We start from the raw sequence: 23,869 nt of genomic DNA on the forward strand, positions 1-23,869 counted from the left end.
CTTATTAGTTTTCAACAGTTTAAAAGTTGGGGGCACAAATTTAGTCAAAATTTGGAATTTCCAACTTTTTTAACATTATTTTTTCTTAACATGGCAACCTTTTATGATTCATTATATAAGAGAATTATTTTATATTGTTTTAAATTTACAAATATTTAAAATGGGTTGAATTAAAAAAAAGTAAATTTGTCGTTTAAATAATTTTAATACTCTAGAGGATGAAGAGATTTATGAGTTTTATGGCCATCGTTTTTTCGATCATGGCTTTTGCACAACAGGGAAAACTGCGAAAAGTGGCTGCTGTTGGTTTTTTGAATGTGGAAAACCTTTGGGATACTATACGTTCTGCTGATTATATTGATGGTACCAAAGACATCCGTAATCCCGCTTTTCACAGAAGCATCCCGATTGATTCTATCCAGTTTTTAGAAGCTGAAAAATATGACGGACAATGGAGTGACGGCGCTTTAAAGGGTAAAAAAGCAGTAAGATACCAAAGTGGTTCTGAAGAATTCACCCCAAAAAGCGGCAAAAATTATAATACTAAAATTTATAAAGCCAAGCTTGCCAATGAAGCAAAAGTAATTGCTGAACTTGGGGCACAATATACCAAAACAGCTCCTGCAGTAGTAGGACTTATAGAAGTAGAAAACAGACAGGTAATCGAAGACCTTGTAAAACAACCTGCGCTTGCCAAATATGATTACGGAATCGTTCATTATAATTCTTATGATTACAGAGGTATTGATGTGGCTCTGATTTATCAGAAAAGAAGATTTACAGTAACCAATTCTTTAAAGAAAGAACTGAAAGTTTTCGGTGATGACGGAAAAAGAGAATACACCAGAGATATCCTTGTCGTAACAGGTTTCCTTGACAATGAAAAAGTAGCTTTCTTTATGAACCACTGGCCTTCAAGAAGAGGAGGTGAAGCCGTTTCATTACCTAAAAGAAATGCTGCAGCAGCGTTATTGAAACAGCAAATGGACAGCATCAGAACAGCAGATCCTTCCACAAAACTTTTTGCAATGGGTGACTTTAATGATGATCCCGTAAGTTCTAGTTTAAAAAACCATTTAAAAGCAGTAGCAAGTCCTAAGGATTTAAGCGAAACGACTCCTTATCTCAATTTAATGTATCCTTTATATAAGAAAGGTATTGCTTCACTGGCTTACCAGGATGCCCCTAACCTTTTTGACCAGATCATTGTTTCTAAAAATCTTGTATCTGATCAGGTTACCAAAGAATACTCAGTATACAAAGCAGAAATATTTGCTCCGGCCTATTTGGTGAATAAAGAAGGAAATTACAAAGGCTATCCTTTCAGATCCTGGAACGGAGATCAGTTTACAGGAGGATACAGTGACCACTTCCCGGCATTTGTTATTCTTCAGAAAGAACCATAAAAAATCAACTTAGGCACTCATTTTGAGTGCTTATTTTTTATATCACTATTTTATCATGAAAAATCTCATCGTTATCCTCATCCTCGCATTTCTTCCTTTCAGCTGTTTTTCTCAAAATACGCCTGAGAAAGATGAGGAAAAGTCCGAAATGAAACCTTCTAAAAATGATGACGGCGAATGGGATCTCACCGTGATTGATACCCAGTTCGATTATTTTTTAAATGCTGTAGCCAAACCCATGAGCCAGTACTCAGAATCCTATCTGAAAACAAAAAATACATTTCTGGTCACTGAATGGAATTCTTATTACAATTCAGGCAAATACAGGAATATCATAGAATCAGGAATAGATTACAACCCACGAGAAAACTACGGGATCAAATTTGAATACAAGCTCTACCAGGTTTTTGCTTATGTAAGCTGGAAATATGGACTGAAAATGAACGGACTTTCTGCAAGTGATGCTATGAGATAACCTAAGAAGCTATTAGAAAACTGAAAATTTCAGGATAATCATTCGATTTTAAGCCATTGTTTCTTATGTTATGAAAACTTATTATACACTAAAATAGCAATAAAAAAGGTTCAGAATTTCTTCTGAACCTTTTACTTTTATAACAGCTGAAAATTATTTGTTGAATAATTCCTCTACTTTATCCCAGTTGACTACACTAAAGAAAGCTGAAACATAGTCAGGTCTTCTGTTTTGGTAGTTTAAATAGTAAGCATGCTCCCAAACGTCTAATCCTAGAACCGGAGTTCCCTTAACGTCTGCAACAGGCATTAATGGGTTATCCTGGTTTGGTGTAGAAGAAACAGATACAGATCCGTCTGCGTTTTTAACCAACCAAGCCCATCCTGAACCGAATCTTGTTTTGGCAGCATCAGAAAAATCTGTTTTGAATTTTTCAAGACCACCGTAAGCGTCGATAGCCGCTTTTACATTTCCTACAGGCTCATTGCTTCCGCCCGGAGTTAAAATTTCCCAGAATAAAGAGTGGTTGAAGTGTCCTCCTCCATTATTTCTTACTGCTGGTTTGTCAGTTCCTGTCTGGCAGATCTCTTCGATGGTTTTTCCTGCTAATTCAGTTCCTTCGATTGCTTTATTTAAATTGTCAATATAAGCCTGGTGATGTTTTGTATAATGGATTTCCATAGTTTTTGCATCGATAGTCGGCTCTAATGCATCATATGCATATCCTAATTTTGGTAATTCAAATGACATAATTTTATTTTTAATGTTATATTCAAATTTAACCAATATTTAAGCTAATATCAAATATTGGGGATTACTTTAATAAATCTTTAACATTGATATCCTGATTTAGAATGAATTAAACTTTCACAGGGAAAGGATGGGACCGGGAAGAAGACAGCTATCACGGTATAAAACACTTCTGAAAGTCAATTTAAAAAAAAAGAATATAATCTCATAATACTTAACACTATCACAATGCAACCCAAATATTTCAATATCCAAACCCTTAGAAAAGACCACAAAAAAACACGGAGATCAGATCACCGTGCTTTTTTATTAACAATTAAATTTAATCTATTTATTCATAGACATCAGGAATTCTTCATTATTCAAAGTTCCTCTGATGTTTTTATTGACAAATTCCATAGCTTCCACAGGATTCATTTCAGAAAGATATTTTCTGAAGATCCACATTCTCTGAGAAGTTACTTCATCTAAAAGAAGATCATCTCTACGGGTGCTTGAAGATACAAGGTCAATCGCAGGATAAATTCTTCTGTTGGCAATTTTTCTGTCCAACTGAAGTTCCATGTTACCCGTTCCTTTGAATTCCTCAAAGATTACTTCGTCCATTTTAGAACCCGTATCGATAAGTGCTGTAGCAATAATAGTTAGTGATCCACCCCCTTCAATCTTTCTGGCAGCCCCAAAAAATCTTTTCGGTTTGTGAAGGGCATTGGCATCTACCCCACCGGACAGCACTTTTCCTGATGCCGGAGTAACGGTGTTGTATGCTCTGGCCAATCTTGTAATAGAATCCAGAAGGATCACTACATCATGTCCGCATTCCACCATTCTCTGAGCTTTTGCTAAAACAAGGTTAGCCACTTTTACGTGCTTATCTGCTGCTTCATCAAATGTAGAGGCAATAACTTCTGCATTTACACTTCTTTCCATATCGGTAACTTCTTCAGGACGTTCGTCGATCAGAAGGACCATCATATATACTTCAGGATGATTGGCTGCAATAGAGTTGGCAATATCTTTAAGCAACATCGTTTTACCTGTTTTAGGCTGGGCAACGATCATGGCTCTCTGTCCTTTCCCGATTGGAGCGAAAAGATCTACAATTCTTGTTGAAAGGGTAGATCCGTTTCCGGTAAGATTGAATTTCTCTTCAGGGAAAAGCGGAGTTAAATATTCAAAGGCGACACGGTCTTTAATGAACGCAAGATCACGTCCGTTTACTTCCGTAGGTTTCAGTAATGAAAAATATTTTTCACCTTCTTTCGGTAGTCTTACAATTCCTTTTACCGTATCTCCGGTTTTCAAACCAAAATTTCTGATCTGTGCTGTAGATACATAGACATCATCAGGAGAAGAGATATAGCTGAAATCGGATGAACGAAGGAATCCGTAGTTATCCGGAAGGATTTCCAAAACCCCTTCAATGCTTACCATCCCGTCAAAACTGAATTCTTTTCTGTGTTCAGAATGATGCTCCTCATTTCTGTCAGCATGTTGTCTGTGCTGATTTTGATTAGGGTTCTGATTCTGATGTTGATTAGGATTTTGGCTCTGACCCTGATTTTGGTTTTGATGCTGATTAGGGTTCTTATTTTGGTTTCCGCTGTTTTGCGGATTGTTGTGTCCTTTTTGTTGGGATCTGGCCTGAGGTTGGGAAGTAGCAGGCTTTTCTTCTGATGGAGCAGATTCCTGAGGTTCTGCATTTTTAGGAGCTTCAGCTCTTTCTTGTGGAGTTTCTGTATTACCGGTGTTGGCAACGACTCTTTTTCTTTTTTTCTTAGCCTGTGCTGAGTTGTTTTCTTCAGGAGCGGAAACTGTTTCAGTTTTGGGTTCTTCCTGCTTTATTTCTTCAGCGACTGGTACCTTTTCCTCTACTTTTGTTTCTTCAGCCTGGGGTTTAGCTTCTGCCGGTGCTTTTACTTCTGCTTTCGGCTTGGCAGGTTGTCTTTTAGGCGCTGCTTTTTTTACAGGAGCCTTAGCAGGTTTATCTGCCGGTTTTTCTTCAGTATCCATGCTGGTTTCTGTGGCGTTGAAATAATCTTTTGCAACTTTAGGGTTAGAAGCCTGAAAGTCAAGAACGGCAAAGATCTTATCATTATCATTGCTGTTTCTAGCAACTTTAACGCCTAAATCTTTTAAGATTTTAGTCAGTTCCGTTACGGATTTTGACCTTAACGTTTCTATGTTAAACATACTTAATGTAAAAATGTAATTAATTGTGAGTAAGAAAAGTAAGTCCGGTGACTTGTATTTTCAAGTACATATGTATAATGCAAATCTACACTAATTTTTGAATTGTGCAAAATTTATGTTATTTTTGCCAGGTATTTAATAATCAATGTTACAGAGAATACAGACTATATGGACTCTGCTGGCCGTTTTAGCCGCCGTTTCCCTTTTCGTTACAGGACAGGATGTTGACGTTTTTGGCAATATTCCGGTGATAGATATAAGCTGTATTGCCCTTGTTTTGGCAGGTGCATTAAGTATTTTCAGCTTTAAAAACAGAAAAAGACAAATTTTGCTGAATACATTCAGCATCATTATAAACGTTTTGTTGATTGGTGTATTGGCGTACTGGTTACTCAACTTATCCGGAGGAATTCAGATTCCTGAGAAGGGTATTGAGCCGGTTTTCCCATTGATCGCGGTCATTTGTCTGCTTATAGCAAACGTATTGATCCGCAGAGATGAGAGGCTCGTAAAATCTGTAGACCGACTTCGATAGCCTTACAACGATTTTTTTTGAGTGAGAACAGTTCCGAAAGGGACTGTTTTTTTTTGCGATAATGATTTAAGAAGACATCTCAGCAGATCCTTAACCCCCTAGAGCTGAATAAGTTTTTAAGGATATTAAAATGATTTTTCTTAATTTCGTTCAACAGTGTAAAGCTTATGAATGGTTATTATATACATTAATTTATATAAGTTTATGCAACATTTCCATTAACCCTACGACTGATCTTACTAAATTTAAAAAAATGAAAAAACTAACCTACCTTGCCTTATCGTTCTTCTCTGTATGTACGTTTGCACAGGAAGTTTCAAAGGACAGAGTAAAGACGATCCTTTCAACACTGGCTTCAGACGAAATGAAAGGCCGTGAAATTGGAACACCTGAAAATGACAAAGCAGCCGAATACATCGCAAAGCTATTTAAGGAAAACAATCTTGAATACTGCACAGGAAACTCTTACCTGATTCCTTTTGACTATGAAGGTAAAAAGGTGTACAATGTATGTGGTATAAAAAAAGGGAAAACGGATAAGTATCTTGGGTTCTCAGGACACTTCGACCATATTGGTATGAGCGACAAAACCGGAGATAATATCTACAACGGCGCAGATGATGATGCAAGTGGAATTGCCACTTTAGCAGGTATTGCGGATTATTTCAAAAATAAAAAACCTGACTTTTCCATGGTTTTCATCGCTTTCAATGGGGAAGAAAAAGGAATGCTTGGTTCAAGGGCTATTTCTACAGATGCCAGTTTAGATAAGGTATATAATAATATGACGGCACTTTTCAATTTTGAAATGGTGGCTACCGAATCTCAGTTTGGCAAAAATGCCCTTTTTATGACCGGTGACGAGTTTTCTGATTTTGATGAACTTTTCAATAAATATGCAGCGAACGGTCTAAAGATAAATCCTGATCCTTACGCAACTCAAAAATTATTCTACAGATCAGATAATGTAAGTTTTGTAAAGAAAAAGATCATCGCTCACTCATTTTCGACCGTTGATATGACGAAAGCTTCTCATTACCATAACGAAAGTGACGATGTAAGTGTTGTAGATTTTGATAATTTGACAGGAATCATCAATAATGTTGGAAAAACTCTTGAGAAATTAAATCCTCAGAATTTTGCACCCCAATATAATGACAAAGTAAAATTTTAAATAATTTCCATCATAAAAACCGTCGAAATGACGGTTTTTTTCATATGTATTCTATTTGTAACTATGAAAAATCAAGCAAGTGTTTGTAACAAAACCGATCAAATTGAAACATATTAATTAAAGTAAAACAGGATTAAGAACGTCTATTCCTTTAATTTTACGTAATTTTGCTATCCAATTTTTCATTGAATGAAACCATTACAAAGAATACTTTATTTCGCGAAACCGCACCAAAAATACCTTTTCGGAAGTATGTTTTTCAACATACTCTACTCCTTACTCAACATCCTGTCTGTGGGAACCATGCTTCCTATTTTGGGACTGATGTTCGGAACCATTGAAAAACAGGGAAGAGAGCCGGTATGGAATGGCGAACTGGGTACCTATTTTAATTATATAAAAGATAAAGCGTATTACTTTGTACAGATACAAATTGATCAGCATGGTGCTGTTCAGGTACTTGCAGTGCTATGTGCAATCACAGGGGTTTCATTTTTACTGAGAAATATTTTCAGATATATCGGGTCTTTTTTATTGGTGAACTACCGTGTGGGGATTACCAAAGATCTGCGTACTGCAATGTATAATAAATTTCTTCAGCTTCCTGTTTCTTTCTTTACAGAACAGAGAAAGGGAGATATGATGTCCAGAATTTCCAATGATATCGGAGGTGTGGAAGGCGGCATCATGGGTGTATTGGTAGATATCATCAATGCTCCGTTCATGATCATCTCTTCACTGATCGCATTATTTTTACTGTCTCCTCAGCTGACCCTATTTTCACTGGTCGTTTTCCCGGTGATGGGCTTGCTGATCTCATGGACAGGAAAAAGCTTAAAAAAACAGGCTCATTATGCTCAGGCAGAGCTTGGAAATCTTTTTTCGCTGGTAGACGAAACTTTAAAATCGTCTAAAGTGATCAAGATCTTTAATGCAGATAAGATTCTTAAGAACAGATTCAACGAAACAACGACCAACTGGCAGAACTTCGCCATAGATATGAGCCGAAAAAGAGAATTGGCCTCTCCTATGAGCGAATTCCTTGGTTCTATTACCATTCTTATCATTACGTGGTATGCAGGAACCCAGATCTTAGAGGACCAGACGATGAAACCTCAGGCTTTCCTGGTGTTCATCGGGATGTTCTTCCAGATTCTTGATCCTGCTAAAAAACTTTCCAGTGCGATCTCTTCTATCCAGGGAGGTATGGCAAGTTTGGAAAGAGTAGCGGAAGTTCTTGATTATGATTTAAAAGTAGAAGAAATCGCAGAGCCGGTTTCTATCTCTACATTGAGCAACCAGATTGAATTCAAAAACATTGGATTCTATTATGATAAAGACAATGTTATCCTTAAGAATTTCTCACTGATCATTCCGAAAGGAAAGACGATTGCCCTTGTAGGACAGAGTGGAAGTGGAAAAACGACTATCGCCAACCTTCTGGCTAGATTCTATGACGTAAATGAGGGCCAAATCTTAATTGACGGCGTAGATATCAAACATCTAAAATTAAAAGAATACCGCCAGCTTCTTGGAATGGTAACTCAGGAATCTGTATTATTCAATGATTCAATATACAATAACATTCTGATGGGTAAGCCTGAGGCTACGAAAGAGGAAGTAGTTGAAGCGGCCAAAATCGCCAATGCCGATTCTTTCATCACCAATCTTCCGGAAGGGTATGATTCTAATATCGGTGATGACGGGAATAAGCTTTCAGGAGGCCAGAAGCAGAGAGTTTCTATTGCACGAGCTGTATTGAAAAATCCACCAGTAATGATCCTGGATGAAGCTACTTCTGCCCTGGATACGGAATCTGAAAGATTTGTACAGGATGCTTTGGATAAAATGATGGAAAACAGAACTTCTCTTGTTATTGCCCACAGATTGTCAACGATCCAGAAAGCAGACTGGATTGTGGTCATGGAAAAAGGAATCGTAGTGGAACAAGGAACCCATCACGACCTTATCGCTAAGAAAGGAATGTACCACAAACTTGTGGAACTTCAGAACTTTGACTAATCATTGATGAATTAAATTCAATTCAATGAATCCCATACAAGAGTACTTCTACAGAATCGACGAGCCTGAAAGAAGTACTCTTTTGTTTTTACGCCAAAAGATCCTGGAATCCGATACAGAGTATATTACTGAAACATTAAGTTTCGGACTTCCTTTTTTTAAGTATAAAAAGAAAATGCTGTGCTACCTCTATTACAGTAAAAAATATAAACAGCATTATGTAAGTTTTTATCATGGGGACAGACTTGATCACCCTCTATTGATTCAGGATGGCAGAAAGAAGTTTAAAATACTTCTGATCGATATGGAAGAAGATCTTCCTGTTGAGATAATTTTAAACCTTACAGAAGAGGTTAAGAAGCATATAAAATAAAAACTGCGGCATGGTTTCACCATGCCGCAGTCATCTTTAAAAACTATTTTTCATTATTGTGTGTTAATTCCGCTGAATTCTGCCTGCTTTACGGCCCACGCAATCATATTCGCGAATAATATAGAATTCTGTACCTGCATTCCTCCTATAGCAAACCCGTTTCCTGCATATCCATACGCTGCTTTCTGCACAGGAAAAAATCCTCCTGAACTTGGTGCTACGAAAGGCTCTATCGTGTTGCTTGGATAAGGACTACCATTCGCATTTTCATTACTTAAGAAGCCACCGTCACCAAACCAAATAAAGTTCAGATTGCTGCTTCTCAATCCGGAAAGACCGGTTCTTGCTGTTGTACTGTTAATAGGCTGCGCATAACTGTAAGGAATAAATCCGCTTGTAAGACCTGACATTCCAACTGTTGTAGAAGCATCTTCACCCCAGTTTTTTCCTCTTACATCTCCAAAAGGACCGTTAAGAATCGGATCATCCGTATTCGCAAGAGCATATACTGATCCTGCCCCTCCTCCATAGGAAGCTGAAATGGTAGGATCTGAAAATATTCCTCTGAATAAGTTCTGTGCAGTTCCTGTATCATCAGTCAAAGCAATGACGATCCCTTTTTTATTAAGATAAGAAGCAATATATCCGGCGTCAGTAGCATTAGGAGTATAATTATATCCAATGATGACAATATCCGGCTTATTATTCAGAGCTGTCTGCAGTGCAGCCGAAGAAGGTGAGCTCCCTAAAGAGGTATGGGTAAAACCTTCATATTTTACGATGCTTGAGGCTGTAGTTCCAAAATTGGCAGGAGAATCCATCAGGCTTCTTGAAGGTCCTGTAAAAGCACTGTATCCATAAGCCGTTTCCAATCCTATATGAAGCACTGTTTTCCTGGGAATCACAACAATGATGCTTACATTACATGTTGTAGAAACGCCTCCCTGACTATCAGAAGTAATGGTTAATGTTTTTACAGCTGTGGAAGATGGTGTTCCTGTACCATTTAAAGTTACATTCTGATTTCCCGTCGCAGTAAATGTTCCGGAGCCACTGAATGAAATTCCATCTACCGTATTGGTTGTCATGGTATAACTTCCCAATGAAGAAACATTGACCGGCAATGTAATCGTATTGGAAGAGTTAAGAGCTGTTCCCACTTTATATACTCCATTAGGTACCGCACTCCCACAACTCATCGTATAAGTTCCTGCCGGACTGAGAATAGTTATCGATACTGCTGGTGTACAGGTCACATCAATTCCGTTGGCATTAAGGGATACGTTATCCGTCTGAATATTGACAGGGGTACCCTGACCTGCGATCTGGATGGTTTGCACTCCTGTATTCAGGAAAGTGCCTGTTCCATAGAAATTATATCCGTTGGGAGTCGTTCCCGAGATGGTATAATTCCCTGCTTTAGTTACGTTTACAGAAATACTAAGGTAGTTTGAGGTGGTTAATTCCCTGCCTTTTACATAGGCCCCCATAGCTTTGGTATTGGAACAGTCAACGGTAAACACGGCTTTTCCCAATTGTCCGCAGACACTTTTCCATTCATCATCAGCAAAACTCCAGTAGTTAAAGCAGTCTTCAGTAGTATTGTAAATGGTAAGACCATCGTCTTTAGGCTTATTAATAACTATTGCATCTCTTTGGGCTTCAGTAAGGCGGGGAATAAGTATTCCTTTATTATTACCCCCTGAAACTACATCTAAAACAGAATTGGTATTGGGTAAAGAGGTATTAATCCCTACTGCACCATTATTAGTTTGTGAATAGAACTGTCCAAAAACCAAAAGCAAAGCCAGAAGCAAAACCTTGATTTTTTCTGTTGTAAAATTTGTGTTCATCATTTTCGAAATAATTATGTTTGTTATGTTTTGAATGGATTTTTCATCCAGTGCAAAATTACTATACCAAATTATTTTTCCGTTTAAAAAAAACTACGCAATATTACGCGTGAGTAGTAAAACTCACTTTAAATCAACACTTTAAAACATTCATGTAAAATAATAGGAGATCATCTGAATTTAATTTTTTCAGATTTAAAATTAAAAACTATTAAAAAAGAATAAAAGAAAAGGATTATGATTTAAACAGAGTCTTCCATCTTGCAATGGTATTTCTGCTGATTTTGAAATGATTGCCAGTTTCAGTATTGGTAAGTTTATTTTTGCTTTGATAATCCAGAATCTCAAGGATTGACGGTTCATCATAGGAACGAAGTTTTTGACTTTTAGATAAAACAGTATATTCCGGCTCGCCAAAGATCAATATATTGAACTTCAACACATCAACCGCTGTATGCAAAGCATCCAGTTTATTCCGGATCACGGGACTATCCATTTTTTCCGGAAATTTTTCGGTGATGATATCTGTATAAATCATTTTAAAATCTGGCATCACCTATGCTTTCTTAATCCATTTATAAAGGGTTGTTTTAGGAATTTTATATTTTGTAATCACTTCAGCGACCGTCATTTGCCCTGTAATAATCTTATCAAGTATGAAAATCTTAACTTCCTCTGTATAAATACTTTTTCTAAATTCAAGATGGGAATCTCTTATCTTAATCACTCTGTCAGTTTTGGACGGAGGTGCGTACAAAATAAGATGACCAGTGTAAATTCTAAAAAAATCATACCGAAGAAGTTTACTCCATCTCAAGAGTTTATCAGTATCCATGTATTCCTGCTCATACATCGCTTCTATTTCATCTTCAGTACAGTTTAAAAAATTAGTGATTCTTTCAGGAGATATCCTGAGCTCTTCTGCTTTTGCCTTCACTAAACTTCCTATATGTATCACTTTTAAATTCATACGTGCAGCAAAAGTAACAACAACGTCACAAAACTAATGTGCGTCTATATACGTAATACTACTCACCTATGTAAAAAATTTATATTTTAAGGATAAAACTGTTGATATTTGTGTCAGAAGGAATATTCAGTTTCTTCCGGATTCTGTACTTTTTACTTTCAACCGCTCTTATACTGCTGTTTGTACACTGGGCAATTTTCTTTGTGTCAAAATCAATTTTCATGAGGGCACAGAAGTACAATTCTGAATCAATAAGATTTGGATTATTGGCTAATATGGCCGGAATAAAATGCGGGAAAAAGACCTGAAACTTATCAAAAAACAGTGGAGAATTGGTTTCTGCGAGATGATAGATTTCGCGTATGTTTTCTTCTGTAAGATGATGAATGAGCATTTGTTGTTTGAGAAGTTCTGTATTGGTTTTCTGCAGATCTTCTATGGTAGAATCCTTCATTCTGGTATCTTCAATAAGTCCGTAAATCAGGTCATCTTTCTGAGTGACAAATGAAATGTCCATCACAAACGATATAATGGAAAACAATATATTCAGGAGTTTCACTGTTATAAAGTCTTCCTGCCGGAAAAATTTGCTTTTAGGCAGAAAATCGAAATCAAAATATAAACAGGTAATAAAGTTGACACTAATAATCAAAGCCAGAAAAAGAATTGAATAGAAATCTTCTTTATAATTGAAAAAGAAAGGAATAGCAAACAAAAGTGAAAAATAAAAATATTCTACCCCTGCATTCTTATAAGTATAGATGTGAAAAAAACTGACAATAAATATTAAGAGGACAAAAACGAATATAACACTTGTTTTAAGTGTCTTTTTAAACCTGTTGGTCTTTCCCTCTACAGCCATTAAATAAAGCCAAAAAAGCGTAATGATCGTAAGAAATGTTGAGATTAAAGCATCTCCAAAAAAAATCACGATAAATATGGAGTAAAATAAAAATAACAGAAAGAGAAAAAGAAGATATTTATTGATAAGGTTCAGATAATTGCGTTCATCCTTATCGTGCATTTTTTCTGCCTCATCCCCTATCATCCGAAAGAAAAATTTAAAAATCATCGTATTCTATTTTATGTTTTTTTAGATAATGCTCAGGTTGCTTTACGTACAAGCAAAGTATTCTGAATTCATATTAATGCACATCAAATTAAACAGATGGTTTCAGAACGTGGGAATTCGCCTGTTAACTATTGTGAATAAAAATCGTGAAGAGGTGTGTTTTTTGATCGTATAGTCAGTCTTTAAAAAGACTGATAACTCGTATAATTTTTCAGCATAATTACGCAAAAAAATTTATGTTAACTGTCAGATAATGTTAATAATTTAAAAAAATATTATGCACAGAATATTAAATTGCAAAAATGTAATTTAATAATTTTCCACGAAGTACTGCAATTATTATAAACCAGAAATCTCAACTATTCTTAATACATAGTATTTCATAAAAAACCATATCCTTTAGCAATAAAAAATAAAACCGCAATAACTGCCTATCAGGGTTTTCTGAAATGATTAAAACAAAAAAAAGGAGAAAACTTAATTTCTCCTTTTTATATTTTAATTGTATTGGTATTACTCTTTCATTTTGGCAATCACATCCAGACCTCCTTTTGTAATATCTCCGATTTTACAAATGATCTCTGTATCCAAAGGCAGGAAAACGTCCATTCTCGAGCCAAATTTAATAAATCCGAATTCATGTCCCGCTTTAGCCTGATCCCCTTCATTACAGTAGAAAACAATCCTTCTGGCCACATATCCTGCAATCTGTCTGAATACCACTTCATGATTGGTAGGTGTTTTAATGGCTACGGTCGTTCTCTCATTCTCTGTAGATGATTTTTCATGCCATGCTACCAGATACTTACCCGGATGATACTTTTTGTAGATCACATTTCCGGAAACCGGATATCTGCAGATGTGAACATTCAGGGGAGACATGAAGATCGAAACCTGAATGGCTTTTCCTTTCAGAAATTCAGTTTCATCCACTTCTTTGATCATTACTACTTTCCCGTCTACAGGAGCAATAACGTTTTCTCTGTGTTCCAAAATATCACGTAAAGGAACCCTGAAGAACCAAAACACTAAACTGTAAATAACCAATAATGGCATAATGATCAGTAACGACCACATTTTAAGAAAATAAATAGCCAGCACACTGATGATAATAAACAGTATCGTTGCTACGGTAATCGTTCCTTTTGACTCCTTATGTAGTTTCATGAGATTAAATAAATTTTTCTAAAATAAAGTACAAATATACGACAGGAACGCAAATTAAAAAACTGTCCAGTCTGTCCAATACTCCTCCATGCCCCGGAATAATGTTTCCGCTGTCTTTTACGCCGAAATTTCTTTTAAGTTGACTCTCTACAAGATCTCCCAGCGGAGCAAATGCTGCTACCAGAAAACCTACCACCATCCAGTTCCCGCGAAGTTCAGGCTGGTAATGTTCTATAAAGTAAGATAAAACCAATGTCAAGACAACACCCCCGGCATATCCCTCCCAGGTCTTTTTTGGAGAGATTTTAGGCGCCATTTTATGTTTTCCGAAAAACTTGCCGGTAAGATACGCAAAGGTATCACTGCTCCAGATCAGGATAAACAGGAAAAGTACTTCCAGTGAGAATGTTCCTTCAAAACTGGAAAACTTAGGTAAGCCTAATGCAAAGCTGAAAGGCAATGCAACGTAAATAACCGTAAAAATCAGCTTTCCGCTGTCGTAATATAATTCGTTGGGATATTTGAATAAAGTAACCACGGCAATCGCGATCAGAGAAATAGCGAGTATTTCATTCAGTCTGAAGTCGAAAAAGAAGTCGTGGTGGAAATATCTTTTGGAGAAAACGTAATAAATAAAAATAACCAGTGGGAGGACGATCCATTTTTCATAGCCATTCCCGAATTTCATGATCTTGATACATTCCCATGTACCTACCAGTAGCAGAAGGCTTATCAGCGCGAAATAAAGATATTCCTGCCTGATAAGGTCCGGATGGATCCTGTTGATCAGCTGGGCTCCCAGCGGTGTGGTGCAAAGAATGATAACGGCAACGTAAACAAGTCCTGAAATGGTTCTTTGAATGAGGTTTTTGTCCAAAATGTAAAATTTATAAGTGGATGCTTAATCTTCAAGCAGCAATAAAAAGAGTTTTGTATTCGTATGAGAAGCAGAGTCTAAACTTGACTGGCCTCCGCTAATGGAAGTGAGATTTTTGATATTCCCGTTTCTTTTTATTTTTCCCATCGCATCATTAAGGTTGTTCACTATCTGTGAAACATTGGCCATGATAATGATTTTACCAGGCAGTCTTGAAGAATGGTAATGAAGAATATTGTTATGCGAAAGCATAATCCTTCCGTCATAGGCAATAAGATATTCACAGGTAATAAAGGCAGCATCACTGGCATGCTCCATTTCTGAAGTATAAGGTACTTTCACTACATTCAAAAAGCTCTGAAGCTCCTTGTCCCAGCAAAATACATTACCGATTCCTTCTATTTTGACAATTTGATTTAAGGTCTGTAGAGCCTCCGCTTCATCTGCACAATAATTAAAAAATCCCCCTGAATGCGTAAACAATTGCGCAAACTTATAGTCAAGATCCGCATTTTTCAGCGAGTCCCCGAGTTTTTCCAGGCTCTGTTTTTCTTCTTCCTCAGGCTGGTTGGTAAGTTTGCTTACAATCCTCTTGAATAAATTCAACTTAATCTATTTTTAGTCACGTTATACAAAAATAGAAAATAAATACAATAGATTCTAAAAATGTGTGTTTAAATATGAAAAAACCTGACAATTCTAAGACTGTCAGGTTTTTTTTAGTATGTTTTGGAAGTATTTTAAAGTTGAGTCGGGCTTTCCGGAGCCTGAATTTCACTTTCTTCTTCCTTGTCTTTAATAAGGATCTGCTCATCCGGTTCTTTCGCGGTAGAAATCGTACTGGTCACAGGTCTTTCTGTTAACTCAGGATCCCATGCTCTTTTACCAAATATGTCTTCAAGATCTTCACGGAAAATCACTTCTTTTTCTAAAAGCTTATTTGCTAAAGCATCAAGCTTATCTTTATTTTCAGTAAGAATCTGAACTGCTCTCTCATACTGATTTTCAATAATGGATTTAATCTCAACATCAATCTTATTGGCAGTTTCCTCAGAATACGGTTTTCCGAAATTATATTCAGACTGTCCCGAGCTGTCATAATAAGAGATATTACCTATAGTAGGACTTAAACCATAAACAGTAACCATAGCCTGCGCTCTTTTCGTTACAGATTCTAGGTCAGACAATGCTCCTGTTGAAATATTATTAAAAATCACCTGCTCTGCTGCTCTACCTCCCAGAGTTGCACACAATTCGTCCAGCATCTGTTCCGTAGTAGTTAACTGTCTTTCTTCCGGAAGATACCAGGCTGCACCCAGAGAGCGTCCTCTTGGAACGATCGTCACTTTTAAAAGTGGTGCTGCATGTTCTACCAACCATGAGATCGTAGCGTGACCTGCTTCATGATAAGCAACTCTTCTTTTCTCAGAAGGTTTGATGGCCATATTCTTTTTCTCAAGACCTCCGATGATTCTGTCTACCGCATCAAGGAAATCCTGTTTCGTTACTGAAGTATGGCTATTTCTGGCTGCAATCAATGCTGCTTCGTTACATACATTAGCGATATCAGCTCCACTGAATCCAGGAGTTTGTTTCGCTAAGAAGTCTCTGTCTACCGTATCATCTAATTTGATTTTCAGCAAGTGAACATCAAAAATCTCTCTTCTTTCATGTAATTCCGGAAGGTCTACATAAATTGAACGGTCAAAACGTCCTGCTCTCATTAAAGCTTTATCAAGGATATCAGCTCTGTTGGTAGCGGCCATTACGATTACGTTAACGTCTGTTCCGAAACCATCCATTTCTGTCAGAAGCTGGTTAAGCGTATTTTCTCTTTCGTCGTTTCCGCCTGAGAAGTTATTCTTTCCTCTTGCACGTCCGATAGCATCAATCTCATCGATAAAGATGATTGCCGGAGATTTTGCTTTTGCCTGAGCAAAAAGGTCTCTTACTCTTGAAGCACCTACCCCAACGAACATTTCTACGAAATCCGAACCTGAAAGGGAGAAGAACGGTACTTTGGCTTCCCCTGCAACAGCTTTAGCCAATAACGTTTTACCGGTTCCCGGAGGGCCTACCAAGAGCACCCCTTTAGGAATCTTACCTCCCAGTTTGGTATATTTTTCAGAGTTTTTAAGGAAATCTACCACTTCCTGTACTTCTTCTTTAGCGCCTTCAAGACCTGCAACATCTTTAAATGTCACCTGAATTCTTTCTTTTTCGTCAAAAAGCTTGGCTTTGGATTTCCCGATTGAGAAAATCTGTCCGCCAGGCCCTCCGCCACCGCCCATCTTTCTGAAAAGAAGGAAGTAGAAAAGTCCTAAGATCGCGATCCATATCAAAGCTGACACCAAGATATCCATGAACGGGTTTTTACCTGCTCCGTAATCTTTTGTCGTTTTGATATTAGCGTCTGCGGCTTTTACCTGATCAAATTTTTGAAGGAAAAGCTGAAGATCTCCATATTTTACAGAAAAATCTGCTTTTGGAGCCATATCGAACGCAGAAAGAGGATTGCTCTGATTGGCCGTTTTACTGACCATGGCTGTCTTTGCTGCTTTTGTCAGGAAAACATCAGCTTTCTCTGTATCTTTGTATATTATAACGTTTTGGACCTTTCCTGCCTGCATTTCCCTAAAGAAAGCATCCTCATCAATAGATTTTGCACTGTCGCCTCCTAAAAAATTGGAACCGAAAAATAACAAAAGAGCCACGATTGCAATTGGAAAAAACCAGTTGAATCCTTTATTGTTCATTTATACTTTTTAAAATTTAAAATTAATTTTCAATTTTGGTAATAGCTGCATCTCCCCAAAGTTCTTCAATATCGTAGTACTCACGTACTTCTTTTTGGAAAATATGCACTACTACGGTTACGTAATCTACCAAAACCCACATTGAGTTTTCGGTACCTTCTACATGCCAAGGCCTATCTTTAAGATCGTTTCTTACCTTCTTTTCTACACTTCCTGCCAATGCAGAAACCTGTGTATTTGAGTTTCCGCTACAAATTATAAAAGTTTCCGCTACAGAGTTTTCAATCTTCGAAAGATCGAAAATCATAATATCTTCCCCCTTTACATCCTGGATGGCTTCAACAATTTTATCTATTAGTGCCTGCTTTTCTGCTGTTTTATTCATTAAAATATCTATAATCTGCAAATTTATTGTTTTTCTTTTACTTTAGCCTTATTTTTAGCCCTTTAAAGTCTTAAAGTTTTCTTAAATGGATCAATTATTTTATTTAAAAGAGTGCTCTTCTACTAATGACGAAGTTTCAAAGTTTTTACTTTATGAAAATTCAGATTTTATTGGAGTCTCTACATTCAATCAAACTAAGGGCCGCGGACAATATGGAAATACATGGGCAGCTGCCGCCGGAAAAAACGTCGCCTATACTTTGGCGGTCAAGGCTAAAAACATTCTGCTTACAGACTTTATATTCAATTACTATACCGCAGTTGTTATCCGGGATTATCTGGCCAATTTGACTGATAAAGACGTAAAAATAAAGTGGCCGAATGATATGATCCTTAAAAATAAAAAAATCGTCGGGATCTTAATTGAAAAGAAAAAAATTAATCAAAATAATTATTTCATCATCGGAGCAGGCTTTAATATCCTGCAGGATCAATTTGAGGAAATATCACACGCCGGATCACTTCTGACGCAGACCGGACAGGTTTTTGATCTTGAGGATTTTGTATTCAACCTGCATGAATATCTGTCCGAAAAACTAAAAACGATTCCTTCTGAACAGGACATCATTGATCATTTTAACCTTCATTTATTCCGAAAGGATGAAATATCTGTCTTTGAAATTGGAAAAGAGAGACAAAATGGCATTATCAGAAATGCTGACGAAAAGGGAGAACTCTGGATAGAACTTGAAAAAGACGGCTTCAAGCCTTTCTACCATAAAGAGATCAAACTCCTTTACTGATTCGCTCTTTTAAGATATAGATATAATGTAAGCGGGAAGAAAACCATATTGGGCAACCACATAGCTACAGCTGGTGACAAACTTTTGTTCTCAGACACCACTTTTAACGCTTCAAAAGAGAAAACGAAAACAAATGCAAGAGAAATCCCTATGGCAAGATTAACTCCCAGACCTCCTCTTTTCTTCTGAGAAGCGAGAGACAGCGCAAGGAAGGTCAGAATAATAATAGCGACAGGCATTGAAGTCCTCTGATGAAACTCATTAAGATAGGAATTCAGGTTACTGTTTCCTTTTTCTTTTTCTCTGTCGATAAATTTGATAAGTTCCGGAGTGGTTTTATTCTGTCCAAGAAGTTCGTTCGGAAAAAGTTCTTGAGGAGAATGCCCATAGCTCTTCCTCAACTCAATCCCATTCCCCAGTTTTTCTGTGTTATCTTTATTGATCGTCTTTTCCAGATAATTGGTCAGGATAAACTGTTTTTTAGCTTTATCCCAATATACTTCAGATGCTTTCAGCTCATAGGTCATCTTTCTGTCTTTATCAAATTTCTGATAGACAAACCCGGAACCTCTGGTTTCTCTTTTATTCCATGAATTGACGAAGATATACTCTGTTTTACTGAACTGGGCAGATGCGGGACCTGTTCCCAGAATCTTTTCCTTGTTGGCTGCGTTATAGGTATAAGCTTCCAGTTCATTCTTTTTAATATTGGCCCAAGGAAGTACCATATGGGTGACCACAAGGGATATCGATGCAATTAAAACAGAGGTGTATAAGTAAGGTTTTGCAAATCTGTGAAAACTGGCTCCACTGCTGATTACGGCAACAATTTCAGTATTATTGGCCATTCTGGAGGTGAAATAAATCACGGAAATAAAAACCAGGATCGCAAGGAATGTTACCACAAGGTTGATGATCCAGAACGGATAAAAATGGATTAAAAAATACATCAGATCCAGCTTCGGATCCAATGCTTTTGCATTTTCTATCCTTGGGATTTTCTGCTGAACATCAATCACCAGTACAACTATAGACAGCAATATCAGCATGAAACTGAAGGTTCCAAGATATTTTTTAATGATATACCTGTCTATAATTTTGATCATGATCTTTGTATTTTAAAGTCTCTGTCTAAGAACCGGTACCACAGTTTTTTTCCACTCGTAGAAATCCCCTGCTACAATATGTTCTCTGGCCACTTTCACCAAATCTAAATAAAAGGCAAGGTTATGGACAGACGCAATTTGCTTGGCTAAATATTCTTTGGAAACAAATAAGTGGCGTAAATATGCTTTTGAATATTCTCTGTCTACGAAACTTGTTCCAAATTCATCAAGAGGAGAAAAATCACTTTTCCATTTTTCATTTTTCATATTCATCACCCCCTGCCATGTGAAAAGCATCGCATTTCTTGCATTTCTGGTAGGCATTACACAGTCCATCATATCGATACCCAGACCAATAGATTCCAGAATATTCCAAGGTGTTCCCACACCCATCAGGTATCTTGGTTTATCTTTTGGAAGAATATCCGTCACTTCATCTGTGATTCTGTACATTTCCTCTTCCGGCTCTCCTACAGAAAGTCCACCGATTGCATTTCCTTCTGCCCCTGCTTCAGCAATGACTTCAGCTGAAATCTTTCTTAAATCTGAATAGGTAGAACCCTGAACGATTGGGAAAAGTCTCTGTTTATGTCCGTAAATCTCTTTATTTTCTTCTGTCCAGTCGATACATCTTTTTAACCATCTGTGCGTAAGCTCCATAGATGTTTTAGCCTGATTGTATTCGCAAGGATAAGGAGTACATTCATCAAAAGCCATAAAAATATCTGCTCCGATCTGTCTCTGAATTTCCATTGATTTCTCAGGGGTAAACATATGATAACTTCCATCAATATGGGATTTGAACTTCACTCCTTCTTCAGACATTTTCCTGCTTTTGGAAAGTGAAAACACCTGAAAACCTCCTGAATCGGTAAGGATAGGAAGATCCCAGTTCATAAACTGATGCAGGCCTCCTGCTTTCTGCATAATATCCATGGTAGGACGAAGGTACAGATGATAGGTATTACCCAGAATGATCTGAGCTTTAATGTCTTCTTTTAATTCTCTCTGGTGAACTGTTTTTACACTTGCTACTGTTCCCACAGGCATAAAGATGGGCGTTTGGATCTTACCGTGGTCTGTGGTGATCTCTCCCGCTCTCGCTTTTCCTTCAGAGGTTTTTTCTATATTAAAAAATTTCATTCGTATATTCTTTTAATTCACCGCAATTAACGATTCTGCTGCTTCACAGAAACGTTTCTGCTTCATCATTATTTGTCTAAAACAGGAGTACTTCCAGCGTTTTTCAACTTGTCCTGGACATATTTCTCTGCTTTCGGGTCTTTCTTTAATACAATTTTCTGTGCGTCTTCTGCAATATCTTTCATCTTATCTTTGATGACATAATATTGAAAGCTATTGATAAAGTCTTCAGATTTGACATTGTGGTTTTTAAGAACAAATCTTGTTCCTGCTTCTAAGTTTCTGTTCTGATAGATAACGACAGCCTGATCTGTAATGGTAAGATCAGCCAGGATTTCAGCCATAGCGTCCGGCTCGATCAAATTCTTAGGTTTGTCGATATAGTCGCCGCATGAGAACATGCAAAGCATAACGAAAATGAAGACCAGCTTTCTCATAATCTGTTGATTATTGATTTCCATTTTAAATTTAAAACTCCAAATACCGCTTCATGAATAATTCCTCCATTCATTTTGCTTTCTCCTAAAATCCTGTTGGTAAATATAATAGGAACTTCTACAATTTTGAAACCTTTTTTAAAAGCTCTGAACTTCATTTCGATCTGGAAGCCATATCCTTTTAATTTCACATTATTCAATCCTATCTCTTCAAGCACTTTTCTGGAGAAACAGACAAACCCTGCGGTCGTGTCATGAATAGGAAGACCTAAAATAAATCTTACATATTTAGAAGCAAAATAAGAAAGCAATACTCTGCCCATCGGCCAGTTGACTACATTGACCCCTTTAGAATACCTTGATCCTATGGCCATATCGGCATTCAGACAGGCTTCAAAAAGTTTTGGCAGATCATTCGGATTGTGTGAAAAATCGGCATCCATTTCAAAAATATAGTCATACTGATTTTCAATAGCCCATCTAAATCCATGAATATATGCCTTTCCCAAACCGTCTTTTACATGCCTTACTGACAGATGTAAATGATGAGGAAAGGTTTTTTGCAGTCTTCTAACAATCTCTGCCGTTCCGTCCGGAGAAGAGTCATCCACAACTAAAATATGAAAGTCATCCTCCAATGCAAAAACCGCGGAAATAATATTTTCAATATTTTCCTTTTCGTTATAAGTAGGGATGATGACGAGTTTTTTCATTTCAGTTTGCAAAGATAGTTTATTTAACCTTTTTATTTTATACAAAATAATCTATAATTTTGCAAAAAATAATCCTTTGCCGTTATCACAAAACTTTATCAACCACGTAAGAATACCTGAGAATAATGACTGGGTCATTTTTATCCTGATAGGATGCGTATTCCTGTATGTTTTTATGATGAATATCATAGAAAGAGATGCCAGCCTGAAAGACTTTCTCCTTCAGAAATATTTCGATGCAAGCAATAACCTTCCAAGCTGGATCATTACTTCCTGTGTAACGGCCCTTACTTTGTCTGTGCTGCTTTCACAATACATTCCTATTGTCCCGAAATATATCGCAGATCTACAGCTTATGGGTTACCAGCTGAATAAATTTGGCTACACCTTTATGGCAGTTTTGTTTTTTTATGTATCAAAATCTGCTTTGGGATTTTTATTTTACCAAAGTATAGGTGATGGCAGAAAATGGTCAATTTTTTATTTTACCTCCACAAAATTCTACTTCATTCTTTCATTTTTACTAATAATTCTGTGTATTACCCACTATTATTTCCCTGTAGACAGAAATAAAATATTTTTCTATTATTTCTGCTTCTTCGCATTTGTCGCGGTTTTCAAGATTTTCTTCTATTTGTTTCACAAAAACAACATACTTCCCGAAAAATGGTATTATAAATTTTTGTATATTTGCACCCTCCAAATCGCACCTTTATTGTTGCTATGGAAGTTGTTATTTTTTTAATAAAAGTCAATGATGAGAATAAAGTCTATATTGGTTTCTCAACCAGCGCCTAGTGAGTCTTCTCCATATCTGGATATAGCAAAGAAGGAAAAAATAAAGATTGATTTCCGTCCTTTCATCCACGTCGAAGGAGCTGACAACAAAGAACTAAGAACACAGAAGATCGATCTGACGCAGTTTACCGGGATTATTTTTACCAGTAAAAACGCGATAGACCATTACTTCAGACTTGCTGAAGAGCTGCGTTTTGCAGTTCCGGATACGATGAGATACATCTGCCAGTCTGAGGCAATTGCCAACTATCTTCAGAAACATATTGTTTACAGAAAGAGAAAGATCAGTTTTGGGGAGAAAAACTTCTCAGATCTTCTCCCTCTATTCAAAAAATTCCCAACTGAAAAGTATCTTCTGCCGTCTTCAGATGTCTTGAGTCCGGATATCGTGAAAACGATGGAAGCATCCAATGTAGACTGGACAAGAGCAATCATGTACAGAACGGTATGCAGTGATCTTACGGATATCAATGCTAAGGATTACGATATGCTGATCTTTTTCAGCCCGCAGGGAATCAAATCTTTACAGCAGAACTTCCCGGATTTCAAACAGGAGGAAACAAAGATTGGTGTTTTCGGAAACACTACTATGGCAGCTGCAGAAGAAGCAGGCCTGAAGGTAGATCTGATGGCTCCTACAAAGGAAACACCGTCCATGACTATGGCCCTTGAAAAATATATTAAAGCGCTTCACAAATAGCCTTTAACACTTAAGATAAAACAGCCGTCTTTTCGATCAGGAAAGATGGCTTTTTTTTAACTAAATTTGAACGAAAATTAATATTGAATGAAACGTCCCTATAAAAACGATTCTCAGAAAAGAGAACAGATATAAGTACGTTCCATCCGCCTCAATAAAAAC

The 23,869-nt window shown here is 37.0% G+C and carries 24 protein-coding genes; 9 read left to right on the top strand and 15 right to left on the bottom strand.

Features of this window, described 5'->3' with window-relative positions:
* Nucleotides 1–218: 218 nt before the first annotated feature.
* On the top strand, nt 219–1,406 hold the full coding sequence (locus tag EG346_RS04805; RefSeq protein ID WP_073330513.1) for an endonuclease/exonuclease/phosphatase family protein: 1,188 nt from the start codon (nt 219–221) through the stop codon (nt 1,404–1,406).
* A gap of 55 nt (nt 1,407–1,461) precedes the next feature.
* Nucleotides 1,462–1,881 carry a DUF6146 family protein gene (locus tag EG346_RS04810; RefSeq protein WP_123877159.1) on the top strand — a complete coding sequence of 140 codons (420 nt, stop codon included), beginning with the start codon at nt 1,462–1,464 and terminating at the stop codon, nt 1,879–1,881.
* A 153-nt stretch (nt 1,882–2,034) separates the two neighbouring features.
* Here EG346_RS04810 and EG346_RS04815 read toward each other — a convergent pair whose 3' ends face one another.
* On the bottom strand, nt 2,035–2,631 hold the full coding sequence (locus tag EG346_RS04815) for a superoxide dismutase (RefSeq protein ID WP_073330519.1): 597 nt from the start codon (nt 2,629–2,631) through the stop codon (nt 2,035–2,037).
* 327 nt (nt 2,632–2,958) lie between these two features.
* Nucleotides 2,959–4,824, bottom strand: a complete 1,866-nt coding sequence (gene rho, locus EG346_RS04820; RefSeq protein WP_123877160.1) for a transcription termination factor Rho — start codon at nt 4,822–4,824, stop codon at nt 2,959–2,961.
* 145 nt (nt 4,825–4,969) lie between these two features.
* Between rho and EG346_RS04825 the strand changes: the two genes are divergently transcribed.
* The 4 genes from EG346_RS04825 to EG346_RS04840 all read left to right on the top strand — a co-directional run bounded on the left by EG346_RS04825 (nt 4,970) and on the right by EG346_RS04840 (nt 8,928).
* Complete coding sequence (locus EG346_RS04825) at nt 4,970–5,359, top strand: DUF4293 domain-containing protein (protein WP_073171317.1); 390 nt, start codon at nt 4,970–4,972, stop codon at nt 5,357–5,359.
* Between the two features lie 253 nt (nt 5,360–5,612).
* Nucleotides 5,613–6,533: a M28 family peptidase gene (locus EG346_RS04830; protein WP_123877161.1), complete on the top strand. Its 921-nt coding sequence runs from the start codon at nt 5,613–5,615 to the stop codon at nt 6,531–6,533.
* Nucleotides 6,534–6,722: 189 nt separating this feature from the next.
* Entirely contained in the window at nt 6,723–8,555 is a 1,833-nt protein-coding gene (locus tag EG346_RS04835; RefSeq protein WP_123877162.1) for an ABC transporter ATP-binding protein, read from the top strand.
* Between the two features lie 25 nt (nt 8,556–8,580).
* A complete protein-coding gene (locus EG346_RS04840; RefSeq protein ID WP_073330528.1) occupies nt 8,581–8,928 on the top strand; it encodes a DUF1801 domain-containing protein in 348 nt (115 codons plus the stop codon).
* Between the two features lie 53 nt (nt 8,929–8,981).
* Here EG346_RS04840 and EG346_RS04845 read toward each other — a convergent pair whose 3' ends face one another.
* The 9 genes from EG346_RS04845 to rsfS all read right to left on the bottom strand — a co-directional run bounded on the left by EG346_RS04845 (nt 8,982) and on the right by rsfS (nt 18,008).
* Complete coding sequence (locus EG346_RS04845; RefSeq protein WP_073330531.1) at nt 8,982–10,784, bottom strand: phage tail-like protein; 1,803 nt, start codon at nt 10,782–10,784, stop codon at nt 8,982–8,984.
* Nucleotides 10,785–11,016: 232 nt separating this feature from the next.
* A complete protein-coding gene (locus EG346_RS04850; RefSeq protein WP_073330533.1) occupies nt 11,017–11,334 on the bottom strand; it encodes a transposase in 318 nt (105 codons plus the stop codon).
* 3 nt (nt 11,335–11,337) lie between these two features.
* Nucleotides 11,338–11,739: a transposase gene (locus EG346_RS04855; RefSeq protein ID WP_317041429.1), complete on the bottom strand. Its 402-nt coding sequence runs from the start codon at nt 11,737–11,739 to the stop codon at nt 11,338–11,340.
* Nucleotides 11,740–11,830: 91 nt separating this feature from the next.
* Nucleotides 11,831–12,823 (bottom strand): helix-turn-helix transcriptional regulator, encoded by a 993-nt coding sequence (locus EG346_RS04860; RefSeq protein WP_073330539.1) that lies wholly within the window; start codon nt 12,821–12,823, stop codon nt 11,831–11,833.
* A gap of 513 nt (nt 12,824–13,336) precedes the next feature.
* Complete coding sequence (locus EG346_RS04865) at nt 13,337–13,990, bottom strand: phosphatidylserine decarboxylase family protein (RefSeq protein ID WP_073330542.1); 654 nt, start codon at nt 13,988–13,990, stop codon at nt 13,337–13,339.
* A 4-nt stretch (nt 13,991–13,994) separates the two neighbouring features.
* The gene (locus EG346_RS04870) at nt 13,995–14,867 is read right to left on the bottom strand and encodes a phosphatidate cytidylyltransferase (protein WP_123877163.1); all 873 of its coding nucleotides are present in this window, start codon (nt 14,865–14,867) and stop codon (nt 13,995–13,997) included.
* Nucleotides 14,868–14,891: 24 nt separating this feature from the next.
* On the bottom strand, nt 14,892–15,473 hold the full coding sequence (locus EG346_RS04875) for an LUD domain-containing protein (protein WP_073330548.1): 582 nt from the start codon (nt 15,471–15,473) through the stop codon (nt 14,892–14,894).
* A gap of 134 nt (nt 15,474–15,607) precedes the next feature.
* Complete coding sequence (gene ftsH / locus EG346_RS04880) at nt 15,608–17,623, bottom strand: ATP-dependent zinc metalloprotease FtsH (RefSeq protein WP_123877164.1); 2,016 nt, start codon at nt 17,621–17,623, stop codon at nt 15,608–15,610.
* A gap of 22 nt (nt 17,624–17,645) precedes the next feature.
* On the bottom strand, nt 17,646–18,008 hold the full coding sequence (rsfS, locus tag EG346_RS04885; protein WP_034700760.1) for a ribosome silencing factor: 363 nt from the start codon (nt 18,006–18,008) through the stop codon (nt 17,646–17,648).
* Between the two features lie 85 nt (nt 18,009–18,093).
* On the opposite strand from rsfS, the gene EG346_RS04890 reads away from it, so the two are divergent.
* Nucleotides 18,094–18,810, top strand: coding sequence for a biotin--[acetyl-CoA-carboxylase] ligase (locus tag EG346_RS04890; RefSeq protein WP_123877165.1), 717 nt, complete (start codon nt 18,094–18,096; stop codon nt 18,808–18,810).
* Here EG346_RS04890 and EG346_RS04895 read toward each other — a convergent pair.
* The 4 genes from EG346_RS04895 to EG346_RS04910 form a co-directional block, all read right to left on the bottom strand.
* The gene (locus tag EG346_RS04895) at nt 18,804–19,913 is read right to left on the bottom strand and encodes an LptF/LptG family permease (RefSeq protein ID WP_123882570.1); all 1,110 of its coding nucleotides are present in this window, start codon (nt 19,911–19,913) and stop codon (nt 18,804–18,806) included. The genes EG346_RS04890 and EG346_RS04895 overlap by 7 nt on opposite strands.
* A gap of 15 nt (nt 19,914–19,928) precedes the next feature.
* Nucleotides 19,929–21,059, bottom strand: coding sequence for a tRNA guanosine(34) transglycosylase Tgt (gene tgt, locus EG346_RS04900; RefSeq protein ID WP_073330557.1), 1,131 nt, complete (start codon nt 21,057–21,059; stop codon nt 19,929–19,931).
* Nucleotides 21,060–21,127: 68 nt separating this feature from the next.
* Nucleotides 21,128–21,520 (bottom strand): DUF4296 domain-containing protein, encoded by a 393-nt coding sequence (locus tag EG346_RS04905; protein WP_228426602.1) that lies wholly within the window; start codon nt 21,518–21,520, stop codon nt 21,128–21,130.
* Nucleotides 21,493–22,209, bottom strand: coding sequence for a polyprenol monophosphomannose synthase (locus EG346_RS04910; protein ID WP_123877166.1), 717 nt, complete (start codon nt 22,207–22,209; stop codon nt 21,493–21,495). Before EG346_RS04910 ends, EG346_RS04905 begins: the two co-directional genes overlap by 28 nt.
* Nucleotides 22,210–22,285: 76 nt before the next feature.
* On the opposite strand from EG346_RS04910, the gene EG346_RS04915 reads away from it, so the two are divergent.
* Nucleotides 22,286–22,954 carry a DUF4271 domain-containing protein gene (locus EG346_RS04915; protein WP_123877167.1) on the top strand — a complete coding sequence of 223 codons (669 nt, stop codon included), beginning with the start codon at nt 22,286–22,288 and terminating at the stop codon, nt 22,952–22,954.
* 12 nt (nt 22,955–22,966) lie between these two features.
* Nucleotides 22,967–23,707 carry a uroporphyrinogen-III synthase gene (locus EG346_RS04920; protein WP_073330563.1) on the top strand — a complete coding sequence of 247 codons (741 nt, stop codon included), beginning with the start codon at nt 22,967–22,969 and terminating at the stop codon, nt 23,705–23,707.
* The last annotated feature ends 162 nt before the right edge of the window (nt 23,708–23,869 follow it).

The sequence above is a fragment of the Chryseobacterium carnipullorum genome (assembly GCF_003815695.1).
In the GTDB taxonomy this organism is placed as follows: Bacteria; Bacteroidota; Bacteroidia; order Flavobacteriales; family Weeksellaceae; genus Chryseobacterium; species Chryseobacterium carnipullorum.

Bases quoted from the DNA above. Each gene is read 5' to 3' on its own strand.
- EG346_RS04805 (WP_073330513.1), top strand. From the start codon at position 219: ATGAAGAGATTTATGAGTTTTATGGCCATCGTTTTTTCGATCATGGCT.
- EG346_RS04810 (WP_123877159.1), top strand. From the start codon at position 1,462: ATGAAAAATCTCATCGTTATCCTCATCCTCGCATTTCTTCCTTTCAGC.
- EG346_RS04815 (WP_073330519.1), bottom strand. From the start codon at position 2,631: ATGTCATTTGAATTACCAAAATTAGGATATGCATATGATGCATTAGAG.
- rho (WP_123877160.1), bottom strand. From the start codon at position 4,824: ATGTTTAACATAGAAACGTTAAGGTCAAAATCCGTAACGGAACTGACT.
- EG346_RS04825 (WP_073171317.1), top strand. From the start codon at position 4,970: ATGTTACAGAGAATACAGACTATATGGACTCTGCTGGCCGTTTTAGCC.
- EG346_RS04830 (WP_123877161.1), top strand. From the start codon at position 5,613: ATGAAAAAACTAACCTACCTTGCCTTATCGTTCTTCTCTGTATGTACG.
- EG346_RS04835 (WP_123877162.1), top strand. From the start codon at position 6,723: ATGAAACCATTACAAAGAATACTTTATTTCGCGAAACCGCACCAAAAA.
- EG346_RS04840 (WP_073330528.1), top strand. From the start codon at position 8,581: ATGAATCCCATACAAGAGTACTTCTACAGAATCGACGAGCCTGAAAGA.
- EG346_RS04845 (WP_073330531.1), bottom strand. From the start codon at position 10,784: ATGATGAACACAAATTTTACAACAGAAAAAATCAAGGTTTTGCTTCTG.
- EG346_RS04850 (WP_073330533.1), bottom strand. From the start codon at position 11,334: ATGCCAGATTTTAAAATGATTTATACAGATATCATCACCGAAAAATTT.
- EG346_RS04860 (WP_073330539.1), bottom strand. From the start codon at position 12,823: ATGATTTTTAAATTTTTCTTTCGGATGATAGGGGATGAGGCAGAAAAA.
- EG346_RS04865 (WP_073330542.1), bottom strand. From the start codon at position 13,990: ATGAAACTACATAAGGAGTCAAAAGGAACGATTACCGTAGCAACGATA.
- ftsH (WP_123877164.1), bottom strand. From the start codon at position 17,623: ATGAACAATAAAGGATTCAACTGGTTTTTTCCAATTGCAATCGTGGCT.
- rsfS (WP_034700760.1), bottom strand. From the start codon at position 18,008: ATGAATAAAACAGCAGAAAAGCAGGCACTAATAGATAAAATTGTTGAA.
- EG346_RS04890 (WP_123877165.1), top strand. From the start codon at position 18,094: ATGGATCAATTATTTTATTTAAAAGAGTGCTCTTCTACTAATGACGAA.
- tgt (WP_073330557.1), bottom strand. From the start codon at position 21,059: ATGAAATTTTTTAATATAGAAAAAACCTCTGAAGGAAAAGCGAGAGCG.
- EG346_RS04905 (WP_228426602.1), bottom strand. From the start codon at position 21,520: ATGGAAATCAATAATCAACAGATTATGAGAAAGCTGGTCTTCATTTTC.
- EG346_RS04910 (WP_123877166.1), bottom strand. From the start codon at position 22,209: ATGAAAAAACTCGTCATCATCCCTACTTATAACGAAAAGGAAAATATT.
- EG346_RS04920 (WP_073330563.1), top strand. From the start codon at position 22,967: ATGAGAATAAAGTCTATATTGGTTTCTCAACCAGCGCCTAGTGAGTCT.